We start from the raw sequence: 26,302 nt of genomic DNA, 5'->3' as shown, positions 1-26,302 counted from the left end.
AAGGAGGCGTTTACCGAAAGGGGGTGTGAGGTGCGACAGCTCAATGTTGAGAACGAACTCCGCGACGTTGTTAGCCGGATCATCCTGCAGGTCGAGTTGGCGACCGCTCAAGGGCGCACGGATATCAACCTCGCCCTTGAGGACGCCTTCATTCCAATCCTGAAGTCCGTGTTCAACCTCCCCCATCTCATCAACCTCAATCGGAAGCAGAAAAATTTTCCTGGCATCGATCTGGGCGATGACTACGATCGCATAGCCTTCCAGGTGACGTCCACGACCGCCTTGGAGAAGGTGAAATCCACCGTCACCCAGTTCATGAGCCGGTCCTATTACAACACGTTCGACGAGCTTTACGTCCTGATGCTCGGCAGGAAACAGGCGACGTACAGTCAGAGTGCCGTGGACGCGCTGTTGACGTCCGACTTTTCCTTCGATTGCAAGAAGCACATCATCGATCTTGGCGATATCCTCCGCATGGTGGGCGGATTGCGCCTAGCCGCACAAGAAAGGGTGCTCACGGAGTTCAAGCACATTCTCGGGGAGGTGGACGCCTTCAACAGCATCAGGGCCGAGACTATCGAAGCGCCCACGGCGATCACCACGAACCTCCAGCAGATCAAGCTCCCGAACGCGATCTATGTCGCGGAACTGACGATCAACGACAAGGAAGTCATCGCCCGGGCGAAACAGGAGCTGAACTACCGCGGATACGCGAAGAGCCGCAAGTCGGTCGTCAAAATGGCGCTCCTCCTAAATGACGTGCTTACGGACGCGTGGATCTGCTATGACAATAAACTGTTCTCGTTCATCGACATCCAGGCCAGCGACCTCATCAGCATCGTGGACGAGGGCACCATTGAGCGGCTGGACGTGGCTGATCTGGCCGACTCCGACGAGGTGGACAACGTGAACATCCTCAAGCAGCTTCTTTGGGCAGAGACTCGGCAGATGCTGAAAGGGCGTAATGTCCGATCGCATCCGAAGGACGGCTTCTTCTTCTTTGTGCCGGACGAGGATGGGCAAGAGCTGCGAAAGGAGTCCTGGGTTGGCAAGGCTAGCGCGAGCCGGACTGTATACGCGGTCAAGTACCAGAAGAAGGATCCGGAAAAGGTTCTGTACCATCAGCACCTCTCGTTCGACGTCACCTTTTCGAAATTAGGCGGAGAGTGGTTCGCGCAGATCGTGCCGAGCTGGTACTATTCCTATGATGGCTTCAACCGGTCTTACTGGCATGAGAAGTATCTCTCGAAGCAAAAGCGCCTTGAGCTGAATCTCAGCGTCAGGAACGCGGTCCGCTTCGTGGCCTTCTTTCTAGCGAACAGCAGCGGCGCAGACGGGGGCGAAGAGATGCCGCTCGAATTCGGGTCGCTGCTTCAATTCGACGTGGGCGGGGAAGCCGATGAAACCCTCGATGAGGGCGACGTCTCCCTCGCTGACTATGATGACGATGCGACCGACGAGGAGGTGGCGGCATGAAACTGACGACGCTCGCAGAGCCTTTACTCGAGTTCGGTACCGGCACGCACATTTGCCCACGTACCGGCATCGAGCACATGGGGGTATACGACAAACGCGATGAGTTGCGTCGGACAGAGCTCCGGATCGGGGTCGTGGGCCGGGGCGAAGGCATCGATCTTCTCGATGAATGGCTTGAGAAATGCCGCGATGGCGTGGAGCGCAAAGCGGAGTCGCAGCTCCTCAATCTGTTTCGCGGCTTTGGCGGTGTGAACCAGAGCTATGGCTTCCTAACGCGGCTGATCAACTCGCCCCAATATACTCGGACATTAAAGAAGTCGGACATCACCGGGATCGTGAAGCTCTCATCCCGCGCCAGCCGTGTAGAGAGAGCTGTGGAGCTCTACTACGAACAGATCAGGTTTCTTGCCGAGAACAGATCGGTGGACGTCATCGTCTGCGTGATGCCGAACGAGATGTTCGACTCCATAACTACGGCCGCCAATGACGACGAGAAGGATGAAAGCGAACTCGAACACAACTTTCGGCGGACCCTGAAGGCCAAGTGCATGCATCTCGGCACCCCTCTGCAGCTGGTGCGTGAGAAGACGATCCTGATCACCAAGTTCGCCGGTGATCAGCAGGATCCCGCCACCAAGGCATGGAATTTCTGTACCGCCCTCTACTATAAGGGCAACCGCACCATTCCTTGGCGGCTTGTGGAAGACACGGCCAAGCTGCGGTCATGCTATATCGGCATCGGCTTCTACAAAAGCCGGGACGGTGAGACCGTGTCGTCTAGTCTAGCGCAGGTTTTCGACGAATTCGGGCACGGGATCATCCTGCGCGGCACGCCCGTGTCGATCGATAAGAGGAACCGCCATCCCTATCTTAGCGAGGATCAGGCATACGAACTACTGCGCAACGCACTGGAAGAATATGACCGCGCGCTTGAACACATGCCTGCGCGGATTGTGATCCACAAGTCGAGTCGCTTCCGGGATGGTGAACGCAAGGGATTCCTGCGCGCGCTCGAAGAAAAGGGCATCCGGTCGAAGGATTTCGTTGCGATCACGGACACCGACGTTCGCCTCTTCAGCGACAAAAAATATCCTCCGAAGCGCGGAACGCTCCTCTCCTTTTCGGAAACAGAGGGCATCCTTTACACGCGTGGCACGGTCGACTTCTACAAAACCTATCCAGGGCAGTATGTGCCGAACCCCTTGAAGGTCACGGTTTACGAGCAGGATTCATCACTAGAGAGCATCTGTCACGAGATTCTGGGACTTACAAAGATGAACTGGAACAACACCCAGTTAGATGGACGCCTGCCGATTACGCTCGAATGCGCCAATAAGATCGGCGACATCATGAAGTATGTGAGCGTCAACGAAAAGCCGCAGGTCAGCTACAGCTTCTATATGTGATGTCATAGGATGGATGTGTTGCGTTGTCATCGCCGTCATGCCCTGACACGGATACGCTGACGCAGGCGTTCATAGATTGGCACTTCCGCCTCGTGCGAAATTTCAACAGTCACTGCAAAGGACTGCTGGCCCTCATCACCGGCCCAGCCACCGGCACATCGCACCACAAGATAGTAATTGTCGCCGTAGCCTCGGATATTGCGCGAGAAGCTGACACTGGCACTTTGCAGGCTCGATTTTTCCCGCACTGTCGAATTGGGCAATAGCTTGCAGTTATAGCGGTCTTCCATCTCGGGGAACGGAGCTTCATCGGCTGTACGCCGTCGGAAATGCTCGAAGATCATGTCGGGCTCACAGCCCCTAATGAGCCGGAAGCCCATCGATACACCATTATAATCGAGGCGACTGTGGCGCACAGGCGGATCGAAAGCCAGGCTCACCCGGATGGTGCGGCGGCCCCGTTCGGTCTGGAACAACTCAGGGATAGGTATCTGGTATACTGCAAAATGATCGATCGCGAGTTCATCCTCGGCATAGAGGATCACTCGCGAGTCATTAGAAAAGGCAGCACGTTCTGCATCGACGCGTCCATGACCGAATAGCGCCCGACCAGCTGTATCTCCCAGGGGCGCCAGACGACGGACGCTCTCAGGCGGCGCGACCGCGCTCGTGGCGAGTAGGGCGCGAACGAGGTTGGCAGAAGCATCGGGAAAGCGTGTCAGGATCTGACTTGCCTTGAACGCAACGAGAGGCGCGGCATGGGATGTGCCTGATCGCGCCGCGAAGAGCCGGTCGACAGGACGGTAGTGGAGCGACATCACGCCGGCTTCGGGCCGTACTTCACCGCCCTGGAGGGAGGCGGTAGGGCCATCGTAAATCAGCGTACCACCAATGTCGGTAAAGTCGGGTTTGATCGCACCGCGCACGCCAGGACCAGCGCGCGAGAATGGCGAAGGCTCCAACGCTTCGGTGATTGGACGCACCCCAACATTGTCCTGAGCGCGGGCGCTAAGCCCGTTGCCATGCGCGACGGAACCAACAGTGACGATGTTCATGCCACCGGCCGGTTCGCACAGCCGGTTTTCCGGCTCCATGAGGTAGCCTGGATAGCCTGTGACGGACTCTTCGATGCGCATTCCGCGCCGTGGCTGACGGTTGCCGGCCGCGACGATTATGATGATATCCAGTTCGCGGACCAGTTCATCGAGCGTCTGCGCCCATGGGCCAACCTTGCCGCCCTCGACGACCTTGGTCCGATCACCCAGCGAAATGACGAAAATCCGGCAACCGAATTGCTCATGGAGGCCGGTTATCGCCTCGCGCATCAGCTTTGGCGTGAGACGTCGGTTGGGGAAATTGCCCGTGTGGTCGATCACCTTGGCTGAACACAGGCGCGCGTGCCGGACCAGTTCTCCAGCACCCAATTGCGCACGCAGATCGCCGAAGGTCGCGATGCCACCGACAAAGGTTCCATGCCCATGATCATCGGCTGTACCCAGCGTATCCGGCACGGCGATCGACCCGACTATGATATCCTCAATCAAGGGATGGTCATTGATCCCGCTGTCGATGATCCCGATGAGCGGCGCATTCTCGTCGAGATCCTCCACATCCGGCACATCGCCCAGCGCATCATCGATGTGTTGCGCTGCGAGCAGATCCGGCTCGGGAGGCAGATCAACCTCGGCGATTTCCTCAATTGACAGAAGGGCGCGCGCAATTGCGCCATCGCATTGAAGCCGGACTAGCGTGAGATTGGGGCCGATATGCCGGTCGAGCTCCTCGGCGCCTCGCGCCTCGGCATATCGAACAATGTCGTCGATCTTGCGCTCGCGCAAGGCCCGGCTCCCAAGATCCCAGAGCTCGATATCAACCGTGTATGCCTCGCCGACCTGGAAATCATCGACATCGACCAAGCCCGTTTCGCGGGCACGCATGCCAATGCGATCGCGCGGCGCGACTTCGGCAATCCTCTCCACATTGGCGATGAATGAAGAGAAAGCCGGGTTCTGCCGGCCGGGCTGGACACCCTGGCCATAGGCATCGAGCTTGCGTTGGAACTCCGTCAGTTCATCGTTTGAGGAGAATAGGACGAGCGTGCGATCCTCATCGCTCGAAAGAACGGTCAGGCCGACGCGATTCCATTCCTCCTCGAGCAAAGGCCCGCTCATCTGGACCCGTAGGATCAACGACGGGTCTACAGCATCGGGGCGCCGACGCTGGCGCTGGGTGGCTACAGCCTGACCAAGCTCCTGGCCAAGGCGATCACTGTGCCCGCGCGGATTGCGCTGGGGAGGAGGCCCACCGCCACCGTTCTTGCGACGGGGCAGACGCTCGGGCAGCCGCAACAGCTGCAGGTGATCATAACGCGCCACGCGGCGGAGGTCAGGCGGTCATTCGGTCGGCTCTGCGCCGGCGGCGTCGTTCATCGGCAATGGCATGAAGGAAATCCTGCTCCCTGACCTGTTTTCGTTTGTCGATCACCGACGCCTTGATCGCCTGGACGCAGATGCGATCCAGCTCGGCATAGGAATAGCCCGAAAGCTCTCCGATATGTGCTTGCGGGTCGAAAGCCAGCGCGACATTCTTGAACTTCATCGCGAGGAAACGCGCGATCATGCGGGTCTCCGGTGGATCGAACCATATCACCTCATCGAAGCGTCGCCAGATAGCCGGATCAAGCGATTGATCGAGATTGGTGGCTGCGACCAGAAAACCCTTGGGCTCGATCCGGTCGATGAAGATCAGCAGACTGTTGACAACACGCCGCAGCTCATTGTGCTCGCCACCGTCCTCGCGGGCGCGGGCCAGCGCATCAAATTCGTCAAAGAAGAGGACTGTGGGCTGCTTGCGAGCAAACTCGAACAGTTTGCGGACATTGGTCGCGGTCTCGCCCAGATAGGAGGAGATCAGACGGTCAAGCTTGACGATGTAGAGCGGCATGCCGAGTTCGGCTGCAAAGATCTCAGCGCAGAGCGTCTTACCGCAACCCGGAGGGCCGCAAAACAGCAGCTTGGAACGGACCGGTAAGCCCCGACGGCGGACATCATCGGCCCGCCGAAACTCCCGCAGAAGATCGAGGAAAATACGGATATTCTCACTCGACAGGATGATATCCTGCTTGTTGTGCGTCGGCTCCACCAGTTCGATGAAGTCGGCTGCGGCTTCAGGGAAGGGAATGAGCGGCGCAAGCGCCTTGGGTTTAGTCGGGCGCGATGGCGCTGCATCGAGTGAACGGCGGAGTGAGCGCGCGAGTACGCGATTGTTTTTCTTCTCTTCCTCACCGATGATCTGCTCGGCAACGGCACGGAACTCCTCGTCCTTGCCGTAACTCGCCAGCAATTTCTTCATCAGTTCGCCGCGCGCCATGGGTTCGTATACGCCTTTCCTTGTGTGACAAGCATAGCTGGATTTCCTGAATCTGCCATGATTTCTTGCATGAAATCATGGCGGATAGTGCTGCCTGTCTTACTGTAGCGACTTAGGTCGTTCCCGATCCATCACCAGAAGGATGATAAGTGGTTGCCAGTCCACGCAAAAGCCGTCCTTTCAGAGCGGCAGCTATCCGCCCTTGGCAGTTTGAAACCTGTCATTCCGGTTCGTCCGCCCTTATAGACCTTCGCTGCCATCTCCATCGACATACTCTGCTCGACCATCACGGCGAACGATCCAGCGACCGAATTTCCTTTCAGCCTGATCGACGATCCAGACTGGCAGCAGGAGAGAGGCAAAGAGGGTTGCGGTGGTTTTGACCTCGAAGAGGCCTTTGAAAAGGGCGAGGGCTAAGGCGATGAGGGCCAAGGTCGCGGCCCCCAGTGCGATGGCTTTGACGATGCCAATGTACCTCGGGAGCAAGTGATGACGGACGCGTTCCAATTCATCCTTTGTCCGCATCATTTCCTGCCGCAGAGCGAGGCGATCAGCCATCAGCTTTTCTATCGGCGGGTTGACGGCCTTCATTGCGGCTAGGAGGCGTGCGTCTGCAATTGGCGGTAACTGGTTGTCGTTCATGTCAGGCGCTCAGGGCAAAAATCTTCTCGCTCATGGCGGGGCTGATCTCGCCATGTTCCAGCAGGTATTGGAATAGCGCGCCACCGAGTTTGATGAGCGCGTCCTGTTCCACATCATCGCCTCCGCGGCTCAGGAAGGCCCAAGCGGTCGCGATTGAACGGGCATAGATGCTGTCTAGGCTCTCAGCATCAGGTCGGCCTTCGCCGGTCAGAAGCCAATTTGCGCTGACGCCATAGACTTGGCTGAAGGCAAGGATCGCCGAGGCCGGAGGCTCACGCCCCTTTTCATAATTGACCAAGGCGCCGTGCGAGATGCCGATCGCTTCGGCGACGTCGGTCTGCTTCAGCCCCTTGGCCTTACGGATCTCCAGAAAACGCGCGCCGATGCTCACACAGCACCGCCGCACGATTCAGTCTTGACGAAACTCACAAACATGAGTTACTCCATCCATTGTGAGTTTCTGCCAAACTCCAATCTCAAACTACTACAGAGGTGAAAGTCATGCAATTGCTGACACTCCCCAAACTGGCCGCTCAAAGCGGCTGGCCCGAATCTCGTATTCGACGGATGGTCGCTCGAAAGCAGCTTGCCCACATCCGCGTGAATGGCCGGCTCATGCTGCCGGAGACGGCAATCGACGACTACGTCGCGAAGCATTTTGTCGAAGCAAACGGCTCCGGATCGGCTCAGCCTGCCGGGGCATAGCTGTCGCCAGGATCGAAATCAGATCAGTCGTGACCAGAGGAGGACCTCGATGCGAGGTGCCGACTACAACGAACCGCTTGGAATCGAGCGCGTGTCTATCAGTCAGGCAGTTCAGATCTCCGGTCTGAAGATGCGGACGCTCCAAAATCTCGCTGCCCAAGGTGTCATTCCCGGTGCTGCCAAGCCGGCAGGCCGCTGGACCTTCGATATTGCCCAGCTGCGGCAATGGGCGCGGCAAACACCGGAAAACACACTGCCATGCCGAAAAACATCTTCATTCGTAACGGCGTCTACTGGGGCCGTTTCCAGGTCGCCGGACGTGAGTACCGCAAATCTCTACATGTCCGTGTTGAACCAGCGCGGCGGGCGGAGGCAAAGGCGGCCCAAGCGCTAGAACGCATCCGCGCCCAGATCGAAGACGAGATACGCCATGGGATTACGCCGCCCAAACTATGGGAAGAAGCGGTGATCGCATGGCACGAGCAGGCGCATGCCTCGCTCTCTGAGAAAGCGCTCAAGCGCTATCTGGTTAGCTTGAATCAGTGCCGATCTTGGCTGGATGGGAAGGCGATCCATCAGATCGACGTGGCAAGGCTGCGTGATATGCTGAAAGGGCGGCGAGCGTTGGGTTTGAGCAATGCTACACTCAGGCGCGACCTTACAGCAGTTTCCGCGGTGCTGACCGTGGCGCAGGATGAAGGTTGGATCGAGGACAATCCAGCTCTCATGATCAATCGAAAACGGATGCCTGAGCGGCGAGATCCGATTATGCTGCCGACTGATGCTTCTATTGATGCCATGCTCGAGGAACTCCCCCCCAAAGTCGCCGACATATGCGCTTTCGCGATCGAGACCGGCATGCGTCAGGATGAGATCGTGCAACTCGACTGGAATTGCATAGACCTGGGGCGCAGCATCGCCACGATACATAAGACCAAGGGTAGTAAGCTGCGCGCCGTGCCTTTGACGAGCAAGGCCATTGCGATCCTCAAGCGGCAGCCAAAGTCGCCCCATTCGCTCATCGTCTTTCACCGGTCGGATGGCCAAACGATGGATTGGGTTTCCACTCAGTTCGGAAAAACAGCCCGACGTTTGGCAAAGGCCCCGGCACAAAAACCGGCACAGGGGTCGGCACAAAAGTCGGCACAGTCCCGGCACACTTTTGTGCGCTTCAGATTCCACGATTTGCGGCATCTTTTCGCGGTCAGATACCTGCAAAATGGCGGCTCAATCTACGCACTTCAGGGGATTATGGGTCACACCAGCGTCAAGACCACAGAGATCTATCTGGCCTACCTGACGCCCGATCAGCAGCTCAAGTCCAAGATGGGGTAGGCACAAAAGTCGGCACAGCGCCAACGGTTTTACGCCGGGTGGCGCCAAGAGCGAGGAAAGAGGCTGATGAAAAAATGGCCTAAATCAACAATCTTGGCGGAGACGCCGGGATTCGAACCCGGGGTACCCCAGTTAGGGTACGACGGTTTAGCAAACCGCTGGTTTCAGCCACTCACCCACGTCTCCGGATCGCAGCGGCGAAGGCGGCCTATAGCGGGGCATTATCCACCCGGCAAGGGGGTAGAATGATTTCTTTTTATTCCTTGGGGAAATGCCCGATTGCCGTTGGGGCCAAGGCACTTCAGCTTGCAGCAAGGGTGGGGCGGGCACGTTTTGCCGCATATCCGACTCGGCCTGTCGCCCATGGCTGGTACAGGGCGCGGCGATGGATTGTTCAAAAGACTGGCGCCCGATAGATGTGGCCCGCACCGCGATGAGAGGAATGAAGCGATGAAGTCAAACCGTCTTGCAGGCCACGGCGCCCGAATTGGCGCTTTGGTGGCGATGGGCATGATGGTCCTTGCCCCGGTTGCCCATGCGCAGAGTAATCCGCCAATCGATTCCGATCTGGTTCGGCCCGATTCTCCGGCCACCGTTGCTCCGGCCAACCCGGCGCCTGCCGCGCCCTATACGCCGCCCGCGACGGGGGCCACCTATGCGCCCGCCAATGGCCCTGCGCCCACGCCGCCGGTCGATGGTCGGACCTATCATCAAGACGATCTGATCGGGGCGGCCGAGGGCGTCTTTGGCAAAGGCGCAAAGGGGCTGGCCCAGATCATTCAGGATATCCTGAAAAAGCAGGGCGAACCCAATGGCTATATTGTTGGCCGCGAGGCAGGCGGGGCTTTTGCGCTGGGCGTTCGTTATGGGTCGGGCACGTTGTATCACAAGATCGAGGGGCAGCGTCCGGCCTATTGGGCGGGGCCGTCGATCGGTTTTGATGCCGGGGCCAACGCGGGCAACACTTTCATGCTGGTCTATAACCTCTACAATACCGAGGATCTCTATCACCGCTTTGGTGCGGGTGAAGGGCAGGCCTATTTGGTCGGCGGTTTCAACGTTTCCTATATGCGCCGCGGGGATGTTGTGCTGATTCCGGTGCGGATGGGCGTTGGTCTGCGACTTGGCGTCAACGGCGGCTATATGAAGTTTTCGAAAAAGCAGAACTGGAATCCGCTCTAAGCGCGGTTTCGTGGCGATACGCCCTTGCCCCCTCGCGCGCGTGGGGGTAAGGGCGCGACCATTATGCTCACGAACCTCAAGCAACAGCCCGCCGACGCGCTTCTGGCGCTGATCAAGCTCCACAATGCGGACCCCCGCGAGGACAAGATTGACCTCGGCGTGGGTGTCTATCGCACCGATACGGGCGCCACGCCTGTGTTCGAATCGGTGAAAGCGGCTGAAAAGCTGCTGCTCGATACGCAGGATTCGAAAGCCTATCTGGGCCCCGAAGGCGACATGGGCTTTGTCCATGCGTTGATGCCCTATGTGTTTGGCGCCGCCAACCCGACCATGGATGGCCGCATCGACGGTATGCAGGCCCCCGGCGGCACCGGCGCTGTGCGTCTGGCCGTGGCTCTGGCCAAGAAGGCGGGCGTCACCCGCATCCTGATGGGCACGCCCAGCTGGCCCAACCATGCACAGATCGCCGCTGACGTTGGCGTCGAAATCAAGGGTTTCAATCACGCCACCAAGGCTGGCGTTGCCGATATGGATGCTCTGCGCGAAGCGATTGCCGGGGCGCAGGCCACCGATGCCATCATGCTGCATGGCTGCTGTCATAACCCCACCGGCATTGACTACACCAAGGCCGAATGGGACGAAATCGCCGGTCTGATCAAGGCCAAGGGCATCCTGCCGATCCTTGACCTTGCCTATCAGGGTCTGGGTCAGGGCATGGAAGAAGACGCCTATGGCATCCGTCGCGTTCTGGCCGAAGTGCCCGAAGCGCTGATCGCCTACAGCTGCGACAAGAACTTCGGCTACTACCGCGACCGCGTGGGCGCGCTCTATGTGTTGGCCCAGAATGCGGACTCGGTGAACATCGTGCTTTCGAACGGTGCCACGCTGGCCCGCGCGGCTTGGTCGATGCCGCCTGATCACGGCGGCGCTGTGGTTCGCCTCATCCTCTCGGATGCTGGCCTGACCGCTTCGTGGCTCAACGAACTCGACGTCATGCGCGCCCGCATGAACGAAGTGCGCGCCAAGCTGGGTTCGGCGGGCGTTCAGGGTTCGGTCGATTTCGCGCCCTTCGGCACGCAGAACGGCTTGTTCTCGATCGTTCCGCTGACCGGCGATCAGGTTCTGGCCATGCGTGAAAAGCATGCCGTGTATATGGCGGGTTCTGGCCGTATCAACGTGGCGGGCCTGACGATGGGCAACATCGACAAGTTCATCGCAGCTGTGGCTGACGTTACGGCTTGATTTGGGATTTGGGGGCTTTGATGCCTCTGGCGGGCAAAGGGACTCGGTCCCTTTGCAATCCCGATATTGAAAGAGCGCCTCGTTTCGGACGGGGCGCTCTTTTCGTTTGTATAAAGCCTGCGGCGCGGTGAACTTGCGCTGGTTGGCGCCGCAGACTTTCAATATCCGACGTCGCGTCGGTCAGCCTTGGCCGAACCCACACGCAACGCAGACAGTAACGGGAGCGCGAGGGTTATTACCCTCGCATCTAAACTCACCCCTTCAACGCCTGCATCCGCTTCAAATACCGCGCCAAAACGTCAATCTCCAGATTGACCTGCGCGCCCTCAACCCACTGGCCCGCAGTGGTCACCTTGGCGGTGTGTGGGATGATGTTGAGGGCAAAGTGGCAGGTGCCATCGGCCTGATCGGCGATGTCGTTCACCGTCAGCGAGATGCCATCGACCGTGATCGAGCCTTTTTCCGCGATATAGGGCGCCAGATCGGCGGGGGCGGCAATAATCACGCGGATCGAGTCGCCCACTGAACCCACGCTGACCACCGTTCCCACGCCATCGACATGGCCGGTGACGATATGCCCCCCCAATTCATCGCCCAGCTTGAGCGCTGGTTCGAGGTTGAGCGTCGTGCCCACCGCCCATCGCCCTGCGACGGTGCGGCTGGTGGTTTCGCCCGAAATGTCCACGGCAAACCACGAATCGCCCGCGACCCCGCCCTTGTCCACCACCGTCAGGCATACGCCCGAACAGGCAATCGAGGCGCCGATGGCGACGCCAGCGGGGTCAAAGGGGGCGGTGATCCGGGCGTGGACGTGGTCCTGTCCAGAAGCCTGTGCGATGGTGCCTAAAGCGGTGACAATGCCGGTAAACATGGGAAAGCCTCATAGATTTCCAGCGTGTCTTTGCCAAGCTGGCGTTGATCGGTCTTGTGCCAGCGGTCATGCGCCTGCGCCAGAGCGGAAAGGCCATATTCACCGACGCCCTGCCGCCCGCCGCCGATCAGGATCGGCGCGCGATAGATCAGCAGGCGATCGACAAGGCCAGCGCGAAGGAAGGATGCCGCCGTGGCCGCTCCGCCTTCGACAAAGAGATAGAGTTCATCGCGCAAATCATGGATGGCGTCCGGTGAGGGCAGGGCGGTCCAGCCTTCGGGCACCGACCCATGCGTCAGCACGAAGCGACGAGGGCTTTGCGCCTCCAATCCGGGCAGACGCACGTCGAGGCGCGGATGGTCGGCCCGCAACGTGCCGCCGCCCACCAGAATCGCGTCCGACTGCGCACGCATCAGATGGGTATGGGCGCGGGCCTCGGCCTCGGTGATCCACTGGCTTTCACCATCGGCGCGCGCGATACAGCCATCGAGCGACATGGCCAGTTTGAGTGTGACATGCGGCCGCCCCTTCACCCGCTGCGCCAGATAGCCCGCCAGCGATGCGCGAGAGACGGGGCAATCGACCTGTTCCACCGCGATGCCGGCGGCGCGAATGCGGGCGATACCGGCCCCGGCAGTGCGCGGATCGGGGTCACCGCATCCGATCACTACCCGCGCCGCGCCCGATGCCGCCACCAGATCGGCGCAGGCCGGACCCCGCGCCGACACATGGGCGCAAGGCTCAAGGCTAACATATATGGTCGCCCCGCGCGCATCTACGCGGTCCAGCGCCACCGCTTCGGCATGAGGACGCCCGCCCGCCTGAGTCCAGCCGCGTGAAAGGACCACGCCATCGCGCACCACAATCGCCCCGACGCCCGGATTGGGCCGGGACAAAGGCCGCGCCCGCCCCGCCAGCCTTGCCGCGGCGGCCAGCCAGCGCAGATCGGCGGCATCGGCCATTATTTGGCGGCGGCGGCCTGCACGGCCTTGGTGTGTTCGGCCTCGGCCGCGGCAGCCTTGGCCTCGGCGGCGCGCTCGGCGGCGGCGTCGCGTTCGATCTTGTCCACGTCCATGCCCGAAATCCGGCCCAGCGTGCGATAGAGCTTTTTGGTCTCTTCCTCCGCTTCGGCCTGCTCGCGCAGGCGCTGTTCCTTGATCTTCTGGAACTCAAGGTTGCTGGCCTTGATCTCCTCGTCGGTGCGGTCCGCGCGCCAGCTGTTGATATAGGTGATCGAGGGCATGCGCGGGGGCACGCGATGTTCTTCACGGATGATGAGCGAAAGCACCGTCCCGCTGGCCACCAGCGCGGCCAGCACAAAGCGCCACCGATTGCGGCCTGCCGAGCGCCACACCGTGACAAAATCGGACACCGCGCCCGTCGGGGACACATCGGCCCACATCGAATTCTTGCGTTTGAACACCATCACGCCCCGCAGATAGGGATGAATCACGCCATTTGCCAGCCCAATGCGCCGCTATCAGCCAAGCGGCGTATAGAGTGAGCGCCCATGGCGTTTGAGCCAGCGGTTGGTTTCCTCGATACTGCCTTCAAACAATTGGGCAAGCAGGGCGTGAAACGCGGGTGAATGGTTGAAATGGACCAGATGCGTGACCTCATGGGCGACTACGGCGCGGCGCACCGAATCAGGGGCCATCATCAACCGCCAGTTGAGTCGCACCGTGCCGCGGGCCGAACAACTGCCCCAGCGCGCCTGTGCGCCCGACAGGGCCAGAGGAGGCACCGGAACCCCGGCGCGGGCGCAGTAAAAGGCCAGATCCTGCGTAAAATGCTCTCGCGCCTGCGCCTGTATCCAGCGGGTCAGGCGGGGGATCAGCGAATCGAGCGCGCCGCCCATGTGAATGACCCCGCCTTCACACACGACCCGCCGGGTGGAGCCGGGGATATGCGCGATCCGGTGCGGCACCCCGGCAAATGGGATCAATCCGCCCGGCGCCAACGCGACCTTGGGCGCGTGGCGGGCCATTTGCTGGGCCAGCCAGTCGGCGCGCAATTTGGCGAAATCCAGCGCATCCTGCGTCCGCGCCCATTGCGGGATGGCGATCCGCACCTCGCTGCCGTCGGGGGCAAGACGCATGGTCATCCGGCGCGATTGGGCCAGACGGCGAATGGCGATGGGCACGCGCACGCCATTCAATTCGATCGAGGGAGCATCCTCCTCATTCTGACTGCGGCGCAGCCAGTCGAGCATTATTCTTCGTCCTCGATGATCTCCATCGCTTCCATGCCTTCGGGCCAGATGATGTGATGGTGCAGGGGGCCAGCTACCGTCTCGCTGATCGCGCGGCCCTTGACGCTGGCGCCGGCGGCATGGACGCTGTTGCGGTCGCCGGTCAGAAGATAGTGCCAATCGGGCAGCGGCAGATCATCGGCCCGGCGGCGATAGGCGCAGGTTTCGGGCAGCCATGACAATTGCCGCACGCTTTTGGGCGTCAGGCGGATGCAATCGGGCACATGGGTGCGGCGGTTTTTGTAGTCGGCACATTGGCCCGTGCGCAGGTCAAGCAATTTGCAGGCGACATTGGTCATGTAAATGTCGCCGCTGTCCTCATCCTCGACCTTGTGCAGACAGCATTGGCCGCATCCGTCGCACAGGGCTTCCCATTCCGCCTTGCTCAGGCGGTGGAGCGGGAGTTCCCAGAACTGCTCTCTCATTTCACCCATTGTGCAAGGTCCTCTGCGACGGCCTGCGGGCCTTTATCGACGGGCAGCATCGAGATGGGTTCGCCATTCGGCCCCATCAGATAGGCGATGCGGCTGTGGTCCATCAGATAGCCGCCCGAGGTTTCCTTGCCCCGCGCATAATAGACGGCAAAGGCTTTGGCAGCCTGATCCACCTGCGCCGCTGTGCCGGTCAGACCGATCAGGCGCGGCGAGAAGGCGGCGGCAAATTCGCCCACGACCTTGGGCGTATCACGCGCCGGGTCGATGGAGATGAAGATCGGGCGGATGCGGTCGGCCTCTTTGGGATGGGCCTTGGCAAAGGCGTCCAGCCCGCGCATCGCCACCGCGACATCCGTGGGGCAGGCATCGGGGCAGAACGTATAGCCGAAATAGACGATCCGATAGAAACCCTTGAAATCGGACCATTGAACGCTCTTGCCATCCTTGCCCACCAATGTGAAAGCGCCGCCGATGGCCGCGCCCGCCAGCGGCGGTTCGGATTTCGACGGCGCGGATTGGCATCCCGCCAGTATCAGGGCACCCGACATCAGGGCAATCAGGGCTGTTTGCAAAGGCTTGATCATGGCGTGGGCGTTCATGCTCTGCTAAAGCCCCTTGCGCAAGGTGTGATGATGCGCCCATGAGGGTTTGGGGCGGGCGCGCTTGGCAATGGAGGAAGTAAAGTGATCTCTGGCACAAATCTGCGCGGGCTGCGTGTTGCGTTGATCGCGGCGCTGGCTTTGGGCGTGGCCATGCCGGGCCCGGCGCAGGCCCAGTTTTCGAAAAGCTATAAGTTCCTCGAAAGCGTGAAGAAAAAGGAAGGGCAGGAGGTCACCGACGCTCTGGCCGAACCGGGCACGACGATCATCAACACCCGCGATGTCACCACGGGCGAAACCGCGCTGCATATCGTGACGGCGCGTCGGGATACGACCTGGATCAGCTTCCTTCTGGCCAAGGGCGCCGACCCGAACATTCGGGATTCCAAGGGTCAGACACCGTTGGTTGTGGCGGCCAATCTGGGCTTTGTCGAAGGGATGGAATTGCTGATCACGGGCGGGGCGCGGGTGGATGAACCCAATTCGACCGGCGAAACCCCGCTGATTTCGGCGGTTCATCGCCGCGATATCGCCATGGTGCGCGTCTTGCTGAAGGCCGGGGCCAGCCCGGATCGCGCCGACAGTTCGGGCCGCACCGCACGCGATTATGCCAAGCTGGAGCGCAACGACAATATCGTCGATGAAATCAACAACGCCAAGAAGAGCGGCGGCAAGGCCGCTGCCTATGGCCCGTCGTTCTGAATCAGGAGCGTATGATGCAAGAGGCCGAAAATCTTTCGCTGGATGAATTGCGCGTCCTGCTGGCGCCTGCGGTGGCGCGGGCGGCGGTGTTCGATGGTTGGGGCGATGAAGCCGTGCGCAGCGCGGCGGCCGAAAAGGGCGTGTCGGAAGATGTCGCCCTTTATGCCTTTAATGAGGGCGCGATGGCAATGATTTCGGCTTGGATCGCCTCGATCGATCTGGCCATGGTCGAGGCCTTGCCGGCGGCCGAATTGGCCAAGCTGCCGATTCGTGAGCGGATTTCGCGGCTTGTGCGTTTCCGCCTGTCGGCCCTTGGCGGGGCGGAGGAAAGTCTGCGCCGTGCTCAGGCGATCATGGCGCGCCCGCGCAATCTGGCCGCGGCCGCGCGTCTGGGCTGGCAAAGCGCGGATGCGATGTGGCGTCTTGCGGGCGACCGGGCGGTTGATTTCAATCATTACACCAAGCGTGCCACGCTGGCAGGCATCTATGCGGCGACACTGGCGGTTTTTGCCAGTGACGAGAGCGAGGGCAAGGCCGAGACGCTGGCCTTCCTCGATCGCCGCATCGAAGGGGTGATGCGTTTTGAAAAGATCAAGGGTCAGTTGCTGCGCCGGGACGGGATGCATTTCAGCCCGGTGCGCCTGCTGGGCCGCTTGCGTTATCCGGCCAAGGTTTGATCGGGAACGTCTGCGCGTTTCCCCAATCACCAAACCGCATCATAAATCGTATCGGGTTATTGCGAGTGAGTTGCAATTCCCTCCGAACTCTGGCAGCGCAGCATCATGACCGCGATGCCAGAATCCGTGATGACGCTCGACATGCTTCCCGTTGGACAAAGTGCCCGCATTGTGGCCGTCGATTGGGCCACTCTTGTTGAAGAAGAGGCGTTGCGATTGCGCGCGCTGGGGCTGGACGTCGGGTCCAAATTGTCGGTGTCGCATCGCGGCGTTTTCGGCGGGGCTGATCCGCTGGCGCTGCGTGTCGGGCGCATGACGGTGGCGCTGCGCCGCGCCCATGCCCGCGCGATGCAGGTGTCGCTGGTGGAGAACGGGCTGTGACCCGCTGGCACAAGGCCGCGCTGGTCGGCAATCCCAATGCGGGCAAGAGCGCCCTTTTCAACGCCTTGACCGGCGCGCGCCAGAAAATCGCCAATTATCCCGGCGTGACCGTGGAAAAGCGAGCGGGGCGCATGATCCTGCCCAATGGCGAACCGATCGAATTGACCGATCTTCCCGGCTCCTATGGCCTGACCGCCACCAGCCCGGATGAGGAAGTCACCCGCAAGGTGATCCTTGGCGAATTTGCCGGTGAACCCGCCCCCGACGTGCTGGTCATCGTGCTGGACGCCAGCAATCTGGAGCAGCACCTGGTCTTTGCGCAGGAAGTGATCGCGCTGGGCAAGCCGACTGTGGTCGCGCTCAACATGATCGATCTGGCCGAACGTGACGGGCTGGTGCTCGATCCGCTGGCCTTGTCCAATGCTCTGGGCGTGCCGGTGATCCCCACTGTGGCTGTGCGCCGCCGGGGCCTGACCGAACTGGGCGAGGCGATTGCCAAGGCCGAGGGCCATGCGGGCGATGCACCCCATCCGCGCGCGCGCCTTGATCTGGCCGAACGCCGGATGGAGGCCCATGCCATCACCGATGGTGTGATCATTTCGGAAAGCGCAAAGCACCGCCTGCATTCGCGGATGGATGATGTCCTGCTGCATCCGTGGTTGGGACCGGTGTTCCTGCTCGCGCTGCTGTTTGTGGTGTTTCAGGCTGTGTTCGCATGGGCCGCGCCGCTTCAGGACGGGTTGGAAGGCTTTGTCGGTCTGCTCTCCGATGGCATCAAGGCCGAGATGGGCGCGGGCCTGTTGCGTGACTTCATCACCGATGGCGTGATGGCGGGTGTGGGCGCGGTGGTGGTGTTTCTGCCTCAGATTATCATCCTGTTCTTCTTCATCCTTGTCCTTGAGGCCACCGGCTATATGGCCCGCGCGGCATTCCTGATGGACCGGATGATGGCGGGCGTGGGCCTGTCGGGGCGCAGCTTTATTCCGCTGCTTTCCTCCTTTGCCTGTGCGGTGCCGGGGATCATGGCGACGCGGTCGATCACCGATCCCAAGGACCGGCTGACCACGATCCTGATCGCGCCCTTGATGACCTGTTCGGCGCGTCTGCCGGTCTATGCGGTGATTATTGCGGCCTTTATTCCCAATCGTCCGGTGGGCTTCGTCGGCCTTCAGGGGCTGGTGCTGTTTGGCCTTTATGTGTTCGGCATTGTGGGTGCGATGGTGGTCGCTCTGATCCTGCGCGGGTCGGTGACCAAGGGCAAGGCCAGCGGCTTTATCATGGAAATGCCCAAATATCAGCTGCCGGGGCTGCGCGATCTGGGGCTGGGCCTGTTTCAGCGTGGCTGGATCTTCCTGCGCCGGGCGGGCACGATCATCCTTCAGGTGAACATCGTCCTCTGGCTGCTGCTGAACTTTCCACAGGCGGAAAAGGGGCAGGATCAGGTCGATGCCTCCTTTGCCGGTCATATCGCCAATGGGCTGGCGGTGGGGTTGAAACCCATCGGGTTCAACCGCGACATCGCGCTGGCGTTGATCCCTTCGATGATGGCGCGTGAAGTGGCGGTTTCCTCGCTGGCCACCACCTATGCCGTGGCGGCCGATGATGAGGATACGACCGCGCATCAATTGTCCGATCAGCTCAAAACGCACTGGAGCCTGCCCACCGCGCTGGCGTTTCTGGCGTGGTTTGTTTTCGCGCCTCAGTGCATTTCCACCATCGCTGTCACGCGGCGTGAAACAAATGGGTGGAAATGGCCTGCCTTCATGCTGGCCTATCTCTTCGCGCTTGCCTATGTCTTTGCGGGCATCACCTATTGGAGCGCGATCGCGCTAGGGTTCTAGGCTTAAGAGGGTTTCATGGCAGGCAGCGTCAACAAGGTCATTCTGGTCGGGAATCTGGGGGCCGATCCAGAGGTCAAGTCGTTCCAGAGCGGCGGGCGCATCGCCAATCTGCGCATCGCGACCAGCGAAAGCTGGAAAGACCGTGCCACGGGCGAGCGCAAGGAACGCACCGAATGGCACAGCGTCGTGCTGCAATCGGACGGTCTGGTGGGCGTTGCCGAACGTTTCCTGCGCAAGGGTTCGAAGGTTTACATCGAAGGTCAGTTGCGCACCCGCAAGTGGCAGGACCAAAGCGGCAATGACCGGTACACCACCGAAATCAGCGTGGGCGGGGTTGGCGGCGTGCTGACCATGCTGGACGGTGCGCCCGGTGGCGGCCAGGGCGGCGGCGGTGGCGGCCGTTCGGGCGGCGGTGACTGGGGCGGTGGCGCTTCGTCGGGCGGTTCCTATGGCGGCGGCGCGCGTTCGGGCGGGGCGCCGGGCGGCGGCTCGGGTGGCGGCGATTGGGGCCGTACGTCTGGCGGTTCGAGCGGCGGCTTTGGCGGCGGTTCGTCGTCGGGCGGTGGTTTTGGCGACGATCTGGACGACGACATCCCGTTCTGATCAGCCGGACCGCATCAAAAGCGAAGGGGGCCAATCGGCCCCCTTTTTATTTCTTCTTCAGGGCCTCCAGCGCCGCAAAGGGGCTGTTGTTTTCCTGTCCCAAAATACCGGCGGCGCGCACTTTGGCGGCCTCCGGCCCTTCGGCAAAGGGGTCGATGGACAGTGCGAGCGACTGTGCCACCGCCTCACCCAGATCGAAACGTTCCCCCTCATAGGGAATGTCGTCGCAATCATCTTCGGACAGCTCGATTTCCTCGTCCGGCTTGATCTCCTCGCCCGCATCGGGAACGAAGCGCAGGGCTAGCTTTTCGCGGATCTTTTGCGGCAGATCCTCGGCCGAAATCGCGCAGCTTTGCACCAGATCGGAAACCAGCGGGCCATTGGCGCGGATCATCGCGCCATCGCGGGTAATGGTCAGGGTTGCGGTCAGCTTGTTGATCCGCACCAGTCCGAAACGTTTGGCCAGCGCCTTGCATTCCTCGGGCGTGGCGATCAGTTCGATGGGCTTGTCTTCAAGATGGCGGATATCGATGATCCGGCTGAATTCGGGCGTGTTGCTCATTGGCCGATCTTTCCTTCCAGAATGGCCTTGTCGTCAAGAGCGGCCAGATAATCGGCCAGCCCCCGCGCCCGGTCGGCCAGCGCCGCCAGATCGGCCCCCGGCGCCAAGGTCAGGTTGCGCTCCAGCACCGCGCCCAGATCTTCCTGCCCCGCCAGCGCCGCGCGATAGGCGCCAAGGCGGCCGCCCAGCACGCTCATCAACCGACCGATATGTTTGCCGACCACCAGATCGCCCACGCCCGATTCGCGCAATTGCCCATCCATGTCCGTTACGAACAATTCGGTAAGCCGCACCGAAGGCAGCCGCATTTCCTCCGGCCCCTCCATCCGCAACAGGACCAGCGAGAGGACCAGCGTGATCGCATCGAATCGCCCCGCCAGCGTGTCGGCAATGCCCGGCTTGCCATCGGGGGCGTACCACTGTTTTGACCGGGCAAAGGTGACGATTTCATGCCAGAGCGGGCGCACCGCCGCATGGTCATCGGATTTGCCCCCAAAGATGCGGGAAATCAGCGAGGGCTTGGGTTCTGCTGCACTGGACATGGCGCCTGTCGGCCGCTCCTTTTGTTGTTCAGCCATTATTCAATTGCCCGCCCCCAAGCGCGCATGGCAACGAGAGTTGCGCAGCGCGTCAAGGAGCCGTAAGGCGTTTTTCGGTAAGCATGGACTTGAGGCTTTGGCAATGCGGATTGGCGGATAATTCCGCCGCGCGGCGCCGGCCATAGATGGAGCAGTAGCGTGATGCGGGCAGTTTCGGGCAAGCTGGCGAAGATTGGCGTTTTGGCGCCTGTGGCGCTGGCGGCTATGGGCCTTGGCGGCTGTACCACGGTGCGTGACCATCGCGGGTTCTTTGTTGACGCGGCATTGGTGGATTCGGTCTTGCCGGGCGTGGACAACAAAACATCGGTCGAGCGCACGCTGGGCCGTCCGACCCTGTCCAGCCAGTATGGCGATCAGGACTGGTACTATATCGCCACCGACACCAGGCAGCTGGCCTTCCGTCGCCCGCAACCGACCGCGCAGACGATCCTGCGCGTGCGTTTCGATGCCAAGGGCAATGTGCTGGGCGTGGATCGTGCGGGTATGGAAAAGGTCGCCCGGTTCAATCCTGACAAGGATCTGACCCCGACGCTGGGCCGCAAGCGGACCTTCTTTGAAGATCTGTTTGGCAACATCGGTACGGTGGGCGCGGGCGGTATGGGCGGCGGTGCGGGCGGCACCGGCGGTCGCCCCGGTCCCAACGGCAGCTGATCTTTCATCCGGCGCGGTCTGGACAATTTCCGGGCCGCTCCCATATGCCTATCCATGGATAGCAGCAAAGCTGGCCACGGGCTGATCCAGTGGCATGGCACAACCATCGTTGGCGTAAAGAAGGGCGGCAAGACCGTCATCGCCGGCGATGGACAGGTGTCGATGGGCAACACGGTGATGAAGCCCAATGCGCGCAAGGTGCGCCGCATCGGAGACGGCAAGGTCATTGCCGGTTTCGCAGGTGCCACTGCAGACGCCTTTACCCTGTTTGAACGGTTGGAGCGCAAGCTGGAAACCCATCGCGGGCAATTGCTGCGCGCGGCGGTGGAATTGGCCAAGGATTGGCGCACCGACAAATATCTGCGCAATCTTGAAGCGTTGATGATCGTGGCCGATGCCGAAACCATGCTGGTGCTGACGGGCAATGGCGATGTGCTGGAGCCCGAAGCGAGCGATAGCGGTATTGTGACGGCCATTGGTTCGGGCGGCAATTATGCGCTGGCCGCTGCACGTGCCGTTTCCGATTATGAAGAAGACGCCGAAAAGATTGCCCGCCGCGCGATGGCTGTGGCGGCGGAAATCTGCGTCTTCACGAACGACCGCGTGACGGTCGAGACGATTGGTTGACCCCCCATGAATGACAAAACTCATGACAATCTGACCCCCAAGGCGATCGTCCGCGCATTGGACGAACATATCATTGGCCAGCAGGACGCCAAGCGCGCCGTGGCCGTGGCACTGCGCAACCGTTGGCGGCGCCAGCATCTCTCGGCGGATCTGCGCGATGAGGTGAGCCCCAAGAACATCCTGATGATCGGGCCGACGGGTTGTGGCAAGACCGAGATCAGCCGCCGTCTGGCCAAGCTGGCCGACGCGCCCTTTGTAAAGGTCGAGGCGACCAAGTTCACCGAGGTCGGCTATGTCGGGCGCGATGTCGAACAGATCGGCCGCGATCTGGCCGAAGAAGCGATCCGTCTGGAAAAGGCGCGCCGCCGCGAGGCCGTGCGCGATGCGGCCAGCAAGGCGGCAATGGACCGCTTGCTCAAAGCTTTGGTCGGCGATGGCGCCAGCGAGGCCACCCGCGAAAGTTTCCGCCAGCGCTTGAACGAAGGCGCGATGAACGAGGTAGAGGTCGAGATCGAGGTGGAGGATACGCCATCCTCGACCTCGATGGAGATCCCCGGCATGGGCGGCGGCATCGGCATGATCAACCTGTCCGATATGCTGGGCAAGGCGATGGGCGGCAAGCCGTTGAAGCGCCGCAAGATGCGCGTGGCCGATGCGTGGGACCGTTTGGTGGATGAAGAATCCGAAAAGCGGATGGATCAGGACGATGTGGCCCGTGTCGCTTTGGCCAATGCTGAGGCCAACGGCATCGTGTTCATTGACGAGATCGACAAGATCGCCGTGTCGGATGTGCGCGGTGGCTCGGTTTCGCGTGAGGGTGTGCAGCGTGACCTGTTGCCCTTGATCGAAGGCACGACGATTGCCACCAAATATGGCCCGATGAAGACCGACCACGTCCTGTTCATTGCCAGCGGCGCGTTCCATGTGGCCAAGCCCAGCGACATGCTGCCCGAACTTCAGGGCCGTTTGCCGATCCGGGTGGAGTTGAAGGCGCTGTCCGAAGAGGATTTCGTGCGCATTCTGGCCGAAACCCGCGCCAATCTGGTCGAACAATATCGCGCCTTGTTGGGCACCGAGGATGTGACGGTCGAATTCACCCCCGAGGCCGTGCGCGCCATTGCCCGCACCGCAGCGCAGGTGAATGAGAATGTCGAGAATATCGGCGCCCGCCGCCTGCAAACCGTGATGGAGCGTTTGCTGGAGGAACTCTCGTTCGAGGCCGAGGATCGTCGCGGCGAGACGATCACTATTGATGAGGCCTATGTCGAGGCGCGGCTCAACACGCTGGCGCGCGACACGGATCTGTCGAAGTTCATCCTTTGATGCATGAGGGGCGGCGCTTGCGCTGCCCCGATTTTTGCAGGATCACCGGCCCATGACCGAAAAAACTTATCAAACCCCCGATGACCGCCCGATCTATCGCCTGCTGACCGGCAAGGATGATCGCGCCTTTTGCGAACGCGTGTCCGAGGCGCTGACGCAGGGGTGGCGGCTCTATGGTTCGCCCACGATGACCTATGACGCGGAAAATGCCTGCGTGAAAGTAGGGCAGGCGGTGGTCTGGCACGAGGTGGACATCTGATACGAAAAAGGGCCGGTTGATCCGGCCCTTTCCCTATTCGGCAGCGTTGGCGACCGCTTCGCTGGTTTCATTAGCCTGTCTGGCCCACATTTCGGCGTAAAGTCCGTCCATTCGCAGCAGATGCGCATGGTTGCCCTGTTCGACCAATCGCCCGTCCTGAAGCACCAGAATACTGTCGGAATCGACGATGGTGGACAGGCGGTGGGCAATTGAAAGGCTGGTGCGGTTTTCCGACAAGGCGTGGAGCGTGGCCAGAATGTCCTGTTCTGTCCGCGTGTCGAGCGCGCTGGTGGCTTCGTCGAGCAGCAGGATCGGCGGGTTCTTCACCAAGGTGCGCGCAATCGCCACGCGCTGCTTTTCGCCGCCCGACAGTTTCAGCCCTCGCTCGCCCACTTCGGTATCGAAACCGGAGGGCAGGCGGTCGATCAGCCCCATCAGCGCCGCTGCCCGCGCCGCGCCCTCAATATCGGCCGAGGTCGCATGGCCGGTGGGGTGGCCGTAACCGATGTTGTAACCGATCGTATCGTTGAACAGCACCGAATCCTGCGGCACGATGCCCAGCGCCGCGCGCAGCGAGGTTTGCGAGATTTCCGAAATGTCCTGACCATCGATCAGGATGCGGCCCGACCACGGATCGTAGAAACGAAACAGCAGGCGGCCAATCGTGCTCTTGCCCGCGCCCGACGGGCCGACCAGCGCGACATGATGGCCTGCGGGCACTTCAAACGACAGGCCGCGCAGGATCGTGCGGTCGCGGTCATAGCCAAAGACCACATTGTCAAACACCACCGAAGGCTGACACACCACCAGCGCGGGGGCGCCGGGCTTGTCCTGCACCTCTTGTTGTGTGTCGAGCAGGCGGAACATGTCGGCCATGTCGATCAACCCTTGCCGGATCGTGCGATAGACCATGCCCAGCATGTCGAGCGGGCGGAACAATTGCGTCAGATAGGTCTGGACAAAGACCAGTTGCCCCGACGTATACTCCCCCTTGGTCCAGCCCCAGACCGTGTAGGCCGTGGCCCCCGCCATCAGCAGGTTGACCACCAACCCTTGCGCGATGTTCAGCATGCCAAGGCTGTTTTCACTGCGCGTGGCGGCCTCGGCATAGGCACGGGTGGCGGAGGAATAGCGGGCCTCCTCGCGCTTTTCGGCGGCGAAATATTTGACCGTCTCATAGTTCAGCAGCGAATCGACCGCGCGGGCCAAAGCCTGTCCATCGAGGCGGTTCATCTTTTCGCGCAAATGCGTGCGCCATTCGGTGATCTTGCGCGTGACATAGATATAGGCCGCGATGCTGAGCGCGGTGGCCGCCACAAGACCCCAGCCAAAATTGATCTGAAAGATCACCGCCACGATGAGCAATTGCAGCACCGTGGGCGCAATGTTGAACAGCATGAAATAGAGCATCGTGTCGATGCTCTTGGTGCCGCGCTCGATTGTCTTGGTCACCTCGCCCGTGCGGCGGGCCAGATGAAAGCGCAGCGAAAGTTGATGCAGCCGCGAAAAGACGTTCTCGGCCAGAGCGCGGGTGGCTTCCTGTCCCACGCGTTCGAAGACGATGTTGCGCAGGTTGTCAAAGGCCACGCCCGCAAACCGCCCCGCCGCATAGGCCACCACAAACAGCATCGCCCCGGTCATCACACGCGGGCCGGTGACATTCATCGCGTCGATCGCCCATTTCAGGAAATAGGGCAGCGCCATCTGTGTGGCGGTCGAGGCCAGAATAAAGACCACCGCCGCGACAATCCGCATGCGCAGGTCGCGCCGGTCGCTGGGCCACAGATAGGGCAGGAAGCGGCGCAAGGTTTGCCAGCCATCATGGCGCGGCGTCTTGTCGGCAGGGGCGGTCGAGGTGGAATGATCAGGAGGCATTGCCGCCTATGTAGGGATGAAGAGGGCAAACGCCAATCCTCGTCCCCACATAAGGTCTATGCACGTGGCTCTAAGATCCCATGGCGATGGCCGATGGCATGTCGAACAACACGCGCTTGCTGACAAAATCGATGGCCACCCGGTCGAACAGGCGCAAGGTGGGCATGCCCAACAGGATCGCCGGTCGCCGGTCCAGTCCCAGAAGGCTGAATGTGGGCGAATCGGTAAAGGCAATCGGCATGCCGGTGACCTTGAAACCGTCGATGGCGAAATGCTGGGCCGTGGCAATGTCGGCGGTGATGCTTTGGCCGGTCACGCTTTGCAATTCGGTGCGGTCATGGATGCGAAGGCCCAAGGCGCGTTGCAAGGCGCGGTTGCCCACGCTGATGTCTGATCCGGTGTCGATCACCACATCAACCCGCACACCATCGATCATGGCATTGGTCATCACCAGTTCGCCATGATGCTTTTTCGCCTCGACCACGATTTCAAATCCGTCGGCCTCGGGATTTTTGCTGATCCTGTCGACCAGCGTAACCTCGTTGCGGCGAAAGTCGATCAGAACGCGTTGCCCCTGCAAACCGTCGAGACCGATGATGCCATCGGCGCCCACATCATCGGCCAGCAGGACGGGCAGTTGCTTGCCCTCCCAACTGCGTCGGCCCAGTTTCAGGCGGTCGACATTGACGA

The 26,302-nt window shown here is 61.0% G+C and carries 29 protein-coding genes, 1 tRNA gene and 1 pseudogene (1 of these 31 running past the window's edge); 16 read left to right on the top strand and 15 right to left on the bottom strand.

The window, feature by feature from the left end; all coding sequences use genetic code 11:
• Positions 1–30: 30 nt before the first annotated feature.
• On the top strand, positions 31–1,476 hold the full coding sequence (locus tag AC2S2E_RS01980; protein ID WP_127709380.1) for an SMEK domain-containing protein: 1,446 nt from the start codon (positions 31–33) through the stop codon (positions 1,474–1,476).
• Positions 1,473–2,882: an argonaute/piwi family protein gene (locus AC2S2E_RS01975; protein ID WP_127709382.1), complete on the top strand. Its 1,410-nt coding sequence runs from the start codon at positions 1,473–1,475 to the stop codon at positions 2,880–2,882. Before AC2S2E_RS01980 ends, AC2S2E_RS01975 begins: the two co-directional genes overlap by 4 nt.
• A 35-nt stretch (positions 2,883–2,917) precedes the next feature.
• On the opposite strand, the gene AC2S2E_RS01970 is transcribed toward AC2S2E_RS01975, so the two are convergent.
• The 4 genes from AC2S2E_RS01970 to AC2S2E_RS01955 form a co-directional block, all read right to left on the bottom strand.
• Positions 2,918–5,257 (bottom strand): S8 family peptidase, encoded by a 2,340-nt coding sequence (locus AC2S2E_RS01970; protein WP_127709384.1) that lies wholly within the window; start codon positions 5,255–5,257, stop codon positions 2,918–2,920.
• 10 nt (positions 5,258–5,267) lie between these two features.
• The gene (locus AC2S2E_RS01965) at positions 5,268–6,251 is read right to left on the bottom strand and encodes an AAA family ATPase (protein WP_127709386.1); all 984 of its coding nucleotides are present in this window, start codon (positions 6,249–6,251) and stop codon (positions 5,268–5,270) included.
• Positions 6,252–6,491: 240 nt separating this feature from the next.
• Entirely contained in the window at positions 6,492–6,893 is a 402-nt protein-coding gene (locus AC2S2E_RS01960) for a hypothetical protein (protein ID WP_127709388.1), read from the bottom strand.
• A gap of 1 nt (position 6,894) precedes the next feature.
• Positions 6,895–7,284, bottom strand: a complete 390-nt coding sequence (locus tag AC2S2E_RS01955) for a helix-turn-helix domain-containing protein (protein WP_008068470.1) — start codon at positions 7,282–7,284, stop codon at positions 6,895–6,897.
• Between the two features lie 110 nt (positions 7,285–7,394).
• Here AC2S2E_RS01955 and AC2S2E_RS01950 point away from each other — a divergent pair, with 110 nt between their 5' ends.
• The 3 genes and pseudogenes from AC2S2E_RS01950 (at position 7,395) to AC2S2E_RS01940 (ending at position 8,933) form a co-directional block, all read left to right on the top strand.
• The gene (locus AC2S2E_RS01950) at positions 7,395–7,598 is read left to right on the top strand and encodes a helix-turn-helix domain-containing protein (protein ID WP_227711300.1); all 204 of its coding nucleotides are present in this window, start codon (positions 7,395–7,397) and stop codon (positions 7,596–7,598) included.
• 49 nt (positions 7,599–7,647) lie between these two features.
• Positions 7,648–7,776 (top strand): annotated as a pseudogene (locus AC2S2E_RS01945) (hypothetical protein); the annotation flags it as partial.
• A gap of 47 nt (positions 7,777–7,823) precedes the next feature.
• Positions 7,824–8,933 (top strand): tyrosine-type recombinase/integrase, encoded by a 1,110-nt coding sequence (locus AC2S2E_RS01940; RefSeq protein WP_127709390.1) that lies wholly within the window; start codon positions 7,824–7,826, stop codon positions 8,931–8,933.
• A gap of 94 nt (positions 8,934–9,027) precedes the next feature.
• Here AC2S2E_RS01940 and AC2S2E_RS01935 read toward each other — a convergent pair.
• Positions 9,028–9,119, bottom strand: a tRNA-Ser gene (locus AC2S2E_RS01935).
• Positions 9,120–9,383: 264 nt separating this feature from the next.
• Between AC2S2E_RS01935 and AC2S2E_RS01930 the strand changes: the two genes are divergently transcribed.
• Both AC2S2E_RS01930 and AC2S2E_RS01925 read left to right on the top strand, forming a co-directional pair.
• A complete protein-coding gene (locus AC2S2E_RS01930) occupies positions 9,384–10,115 on the top strand; it encodes a DUF1134 domain-containing protein (RefSeq protein WP_486524525.1) in 732 nt (243 codons plus the stop codon).
• Positions 10,116–10,178: 63 nt separating this feature from the next.
• A complete protein-coding gene (locus AC2S2E_RS01925) occupies positions 10,179–11,357 on the top strand; it encodes an amino acid aminotransferase (RefSeq protein WP_476105976.1) in 1,179 nt (392 codons plus the stop codon).
• Between the two features lie 253 nt (positions 11,358–11,610).
• Here AC2S2E_RS01925 and AC2S2E_RS01920 read toward each other — a convergent pair whose 3' ends face one another.
• The 6 genes from AC2S2E_RS01920 to AC2S2E_RS01895 are packed head-to-tail and all read right to left on the bottom strand — an operon-like array spanning position 11,611 to position 15,497.
• Positions 11,611–12,228 carry a riboflavin synthase gene (locus AC2S2E_RS01920; RefSeq protein ID WP_486523521.1) on the bottom strand — a complete coding sequence of 206 codons (618 nt, stop codon included), beginning with the start codon at positions 12,226–12,228 and terminating at the stop codon, positions 11,611–11,613.
• Positions 12,201–13,190, bottom strand: a complete 990-nt coding sequence (ribD, locus tag AC2S2E_RS01915) for a bifunctional diaminohydroxyphosphoribosylaminopyrimidine deaminase/5-amino-6-(5-phosphoribosylamino)uracil reductase RibD (protein WP_486523520.1) — start codon at positions 13,188–13,190, stop codon at positions 12,201–12,203. Before ribD ends, AC2S2E_RS01920 begins: the two co-directional genes overlap by 28 nt.
• Positions 13,190–13,681 carry a hypothetical protein gene (locus AC2S2E_RS01910; protein WP_486523519.1) on the bottom strand — a complete coding sequence of 164 codons (492 nt, stop codon included), beginning with the start codon at positions 13,679–13,681 and terminating at the stop codon, positions 13,190–13,192. Before AC2S2E_RS01910 ends, ribD begins: the two co-directional genes overlap by 1 nt.
• A 27-nt stretch (positions 13,682–13,708) precedes the next feature.
• Positions 13,709–14,440, bottom strand: a complete 732-nt coding sequence (locus tag AC2S2E_RS01905; protein WP_486523518.1) for a M48 family metallopeptidase — start codon at positions 14,438–14,440, stop codon at positions 13,709–13,711.
• The gene (locus AC2S2E_RS01900) at positions 14,440–14,913 is read right to left on the bottom strand and encodes a YcgN family cysteine cluster protein (protein WP_486523516.1); all 474 of its coding nucleotides are present in this window, start codon (positions 14,911–14,913) and stop codon (positions 14,440–14,442) included. Before AC2S2E_RS01900 ends, AC2S2E_RS01905 begins: the two co-directional genes overlap by 1 nt.
• Positions 14,901–15,497 carry an SCO family protein gene (locus AC2S2E_RS01895; RefSeq protein WP_486523515.1) on the bottom strand — a complete coding sequence of 199 codons (597 nt, stop codon included), beginning with the start codon at positions 15,495–15,497 and terminating at the stop codon, positions 14,901–14,903. The genes AC2S2E_RS01900 and AC2S2E_RS01895 overlap by 13 nt, the downstream gene beginning before the upstream one ends.
• Positions 15,498–15,596: 99 nt before the next feature.
• On the opposite strand from AC2S2E_RS01895, the gene AC2S2E_RS01890 reads away from it, so the two are divergent.
• The 5 genes from AC2S2E_RS01890 (at position 15,597) to ssb (ending at position 19,716) form a co-directional block, all read left to right on the top strand.
• Positions 15,597–16,214 carry an ankyrin repeat domain-containing protein gene (locus AC2S2E_RS01890; RefSeq protein WP_486523514.1) on the top strand — a complete coding sequence of 206 codons (618 nt, stop codon included), beginning with the start codon at positions 15,597–15,599 and terminating at the stop codon, positions 16,212–16,214.
• 11 nt (positions 16,215–16,225) lie between these two features.
• On the top strand, positions 16,226–16,891 hold the full coding sequence (locus tag AC2S2E_RS01885; protein ID WP_476105968.1) for a COQ9 family protein: 666 nt from the start codon (positions 16,226–16,228) through the stop codon (positions 16,889–16,891).
• Positions 16,892–17,020: 129 nt separating this feature from the next.
• Positions 17,021–17,272: a FeoA family protein gene (locus tag AC2S2E_RS01880; RefSeq protein WP_476106130.1), complete on the top strand. Its 252-nt coding sequence runs from the start codon at positions 17,021–17,023 to the stop codon at positions 17,270–17,272.
• A complete protein-coding gene (gene feoB, locus AC2S2E_RS01875; protein WP_486523513.1) occupies positions 17,269–19,113 on the top strand; it encodes a ferrous iron transporter B in 1,845 nt (614 codons plus the stop codon). The genes AC2S2E_RS01880 and feoB overlap by 4 nt, the downstream gene beginning before the upstream one ends.
• Before the next feature lie 15 nt (positions 19,114–19,128).
• Positions 19,129–19,716: a single-stranded DNA-binding protein gene (ssb, locus tag AC2S2E_RS01870; RefSeq protein ID WP_476105966.1), complete on the top strand. Its 588-nt coding sequence runs from the start codon at positions 19,129–19,131 to the stop codon at positions 19,714–19,716.
• Positions 19,717–19,762: 46 nt separating this feature from the next.
• Here ssb and AC2S2E_RS01865 read toward each other — a convergent pair whose 3' ends face one another.
• Together AC2S2E_RS01865 and AC2S2E_RS01860 are read right to left on the bottom strand one after the other, a co-directional pair.
• The gene (locus tag AC2S2E_RS01865; RefSeq protein WP_476105965.1) at positions 19,763–20,278 is read right to left on the bottom strand and encodes a YceD family protein; all 516 of its coding nucleotides are present in this window, start codon (positions 20,276–20,278) and stop codon (positions 19,763–19,765) included.
• Complete coding sequence (locus AC2S2E_RS01860) at positions 20,275–20,856, bottom strand: ubiquinol-cytochrome C chaperone family protein (RefSeq protein ID WP_476105964.1); 582 nt, start codon at positions 20,854–20,856, stop codon at positions 20,275–20,277. The genes AC2S2E_RS01865 and AC2S2E_RS01860 overlap by 4 nt, the downstream gene beginning before the upstream one ends.
• A gap of 162 nt (positions 20,857–21,018) precedes the next feature.
• Here AC2S2E_RS01860 and AC2S2E_RS01855 point away from each other — a divergent pair, with 162 nt between their 5' ends.
• Genes AC2S2E_RS01855 through AC2S2E_RS01840 form a run of 4 tightly spaced genes read left to right on the top strand, consistent with a single transcriptional unit; the run spans position 21,019 to position 23,737 of the window.
• A complete protein-coding gene (locus AC2S2E_RS01855) occupies positions 21,019–21,528 on the top strand; it encodes an outer membrane protein assembly factor BamE (protein WP_476106128.1) in 510 nt (169 codons plus the stop codon).
• Positions 21,529–21,582: 54 nt separating this feature from the next.
• A complete protein-coding gene (hslV, locus tag AC2S2E_RS01850) occupies positions 21,583–22,155 on the top strand; it encodes an ATP-dependent protease subunit HslV (RefSeq protein WP_476105963.1) in 573 nt (190 codons plus the stop codon).
• Positions 22,156–22,161: 6 nt separating this feature from the next.
• Positions 22,162–23,478, top strand: a complete 1,317-nt coding sequence (hslU, locus tag AC2S2E_RS01845; protein ID WP_476105962.1) for an ATP-dependent protease ATPase subunit HslU — start codon at positions 22,162–22,164, stop codon at positions 23,476–23,478.
• Between the two features lie 52 nt (positions 23,479–23,530).
• Positions 23,531–23,737: a DUF1737 domain-containing protein gene (locus AC2S2E_RS01840; RefSeq protein ID WP_486523512.1), complete on the top strand. Its 207-nt coding sequence runs from the start codon at positions 23,531–23,533 to the stop codon at positions 23,735–23,737.
• 33 nt (positions 23,738–23,770) lie between these two features.
• Here AC2S2E_RS01840 and AC2S2E_RS01835 read toward each other — a convergent pair whose 3' ends face one another.
• Positions 23,771–25,612 (bottom strand): ABCB family ABC transporter ATP-binding protein/permease, encoded by a 1,842-nt coding sequence (locus tag AC2S2E_RS01835; protein WP_486523511.1) that lies wholly within the window; start codon positions 25,610–25,612, stop codon positions 23,771–23,773.
• Between the two features lie 70 nt (positions 25,613–25,682).
• A protein-coding gene (locus AC2S2E_RS01830; RefSeq protein ID WP_486523510.1) for a retroviral-like aspartic protease family protein crosses the window boundary here: on the bottom strand, positions 25,683–26,302 show its 3' portion. It continues 304 nt past the right edge of the window; the window shows 620 of its 924 coding nt (coding positions 305–924); the start codon falls outside the window, past its right edge — the gene reads right to left on this strand; the stop codon is at positions 25,683–25,685.

It is taken from the genome of Novosphingobium sp. 550D, from assembly GCF_057401885.1.
The sequence above is the reverse complement of the archived record's forward strand: the minus strand, read 5'-3'. Positions and strand labels throughout refer to the sequence as shown.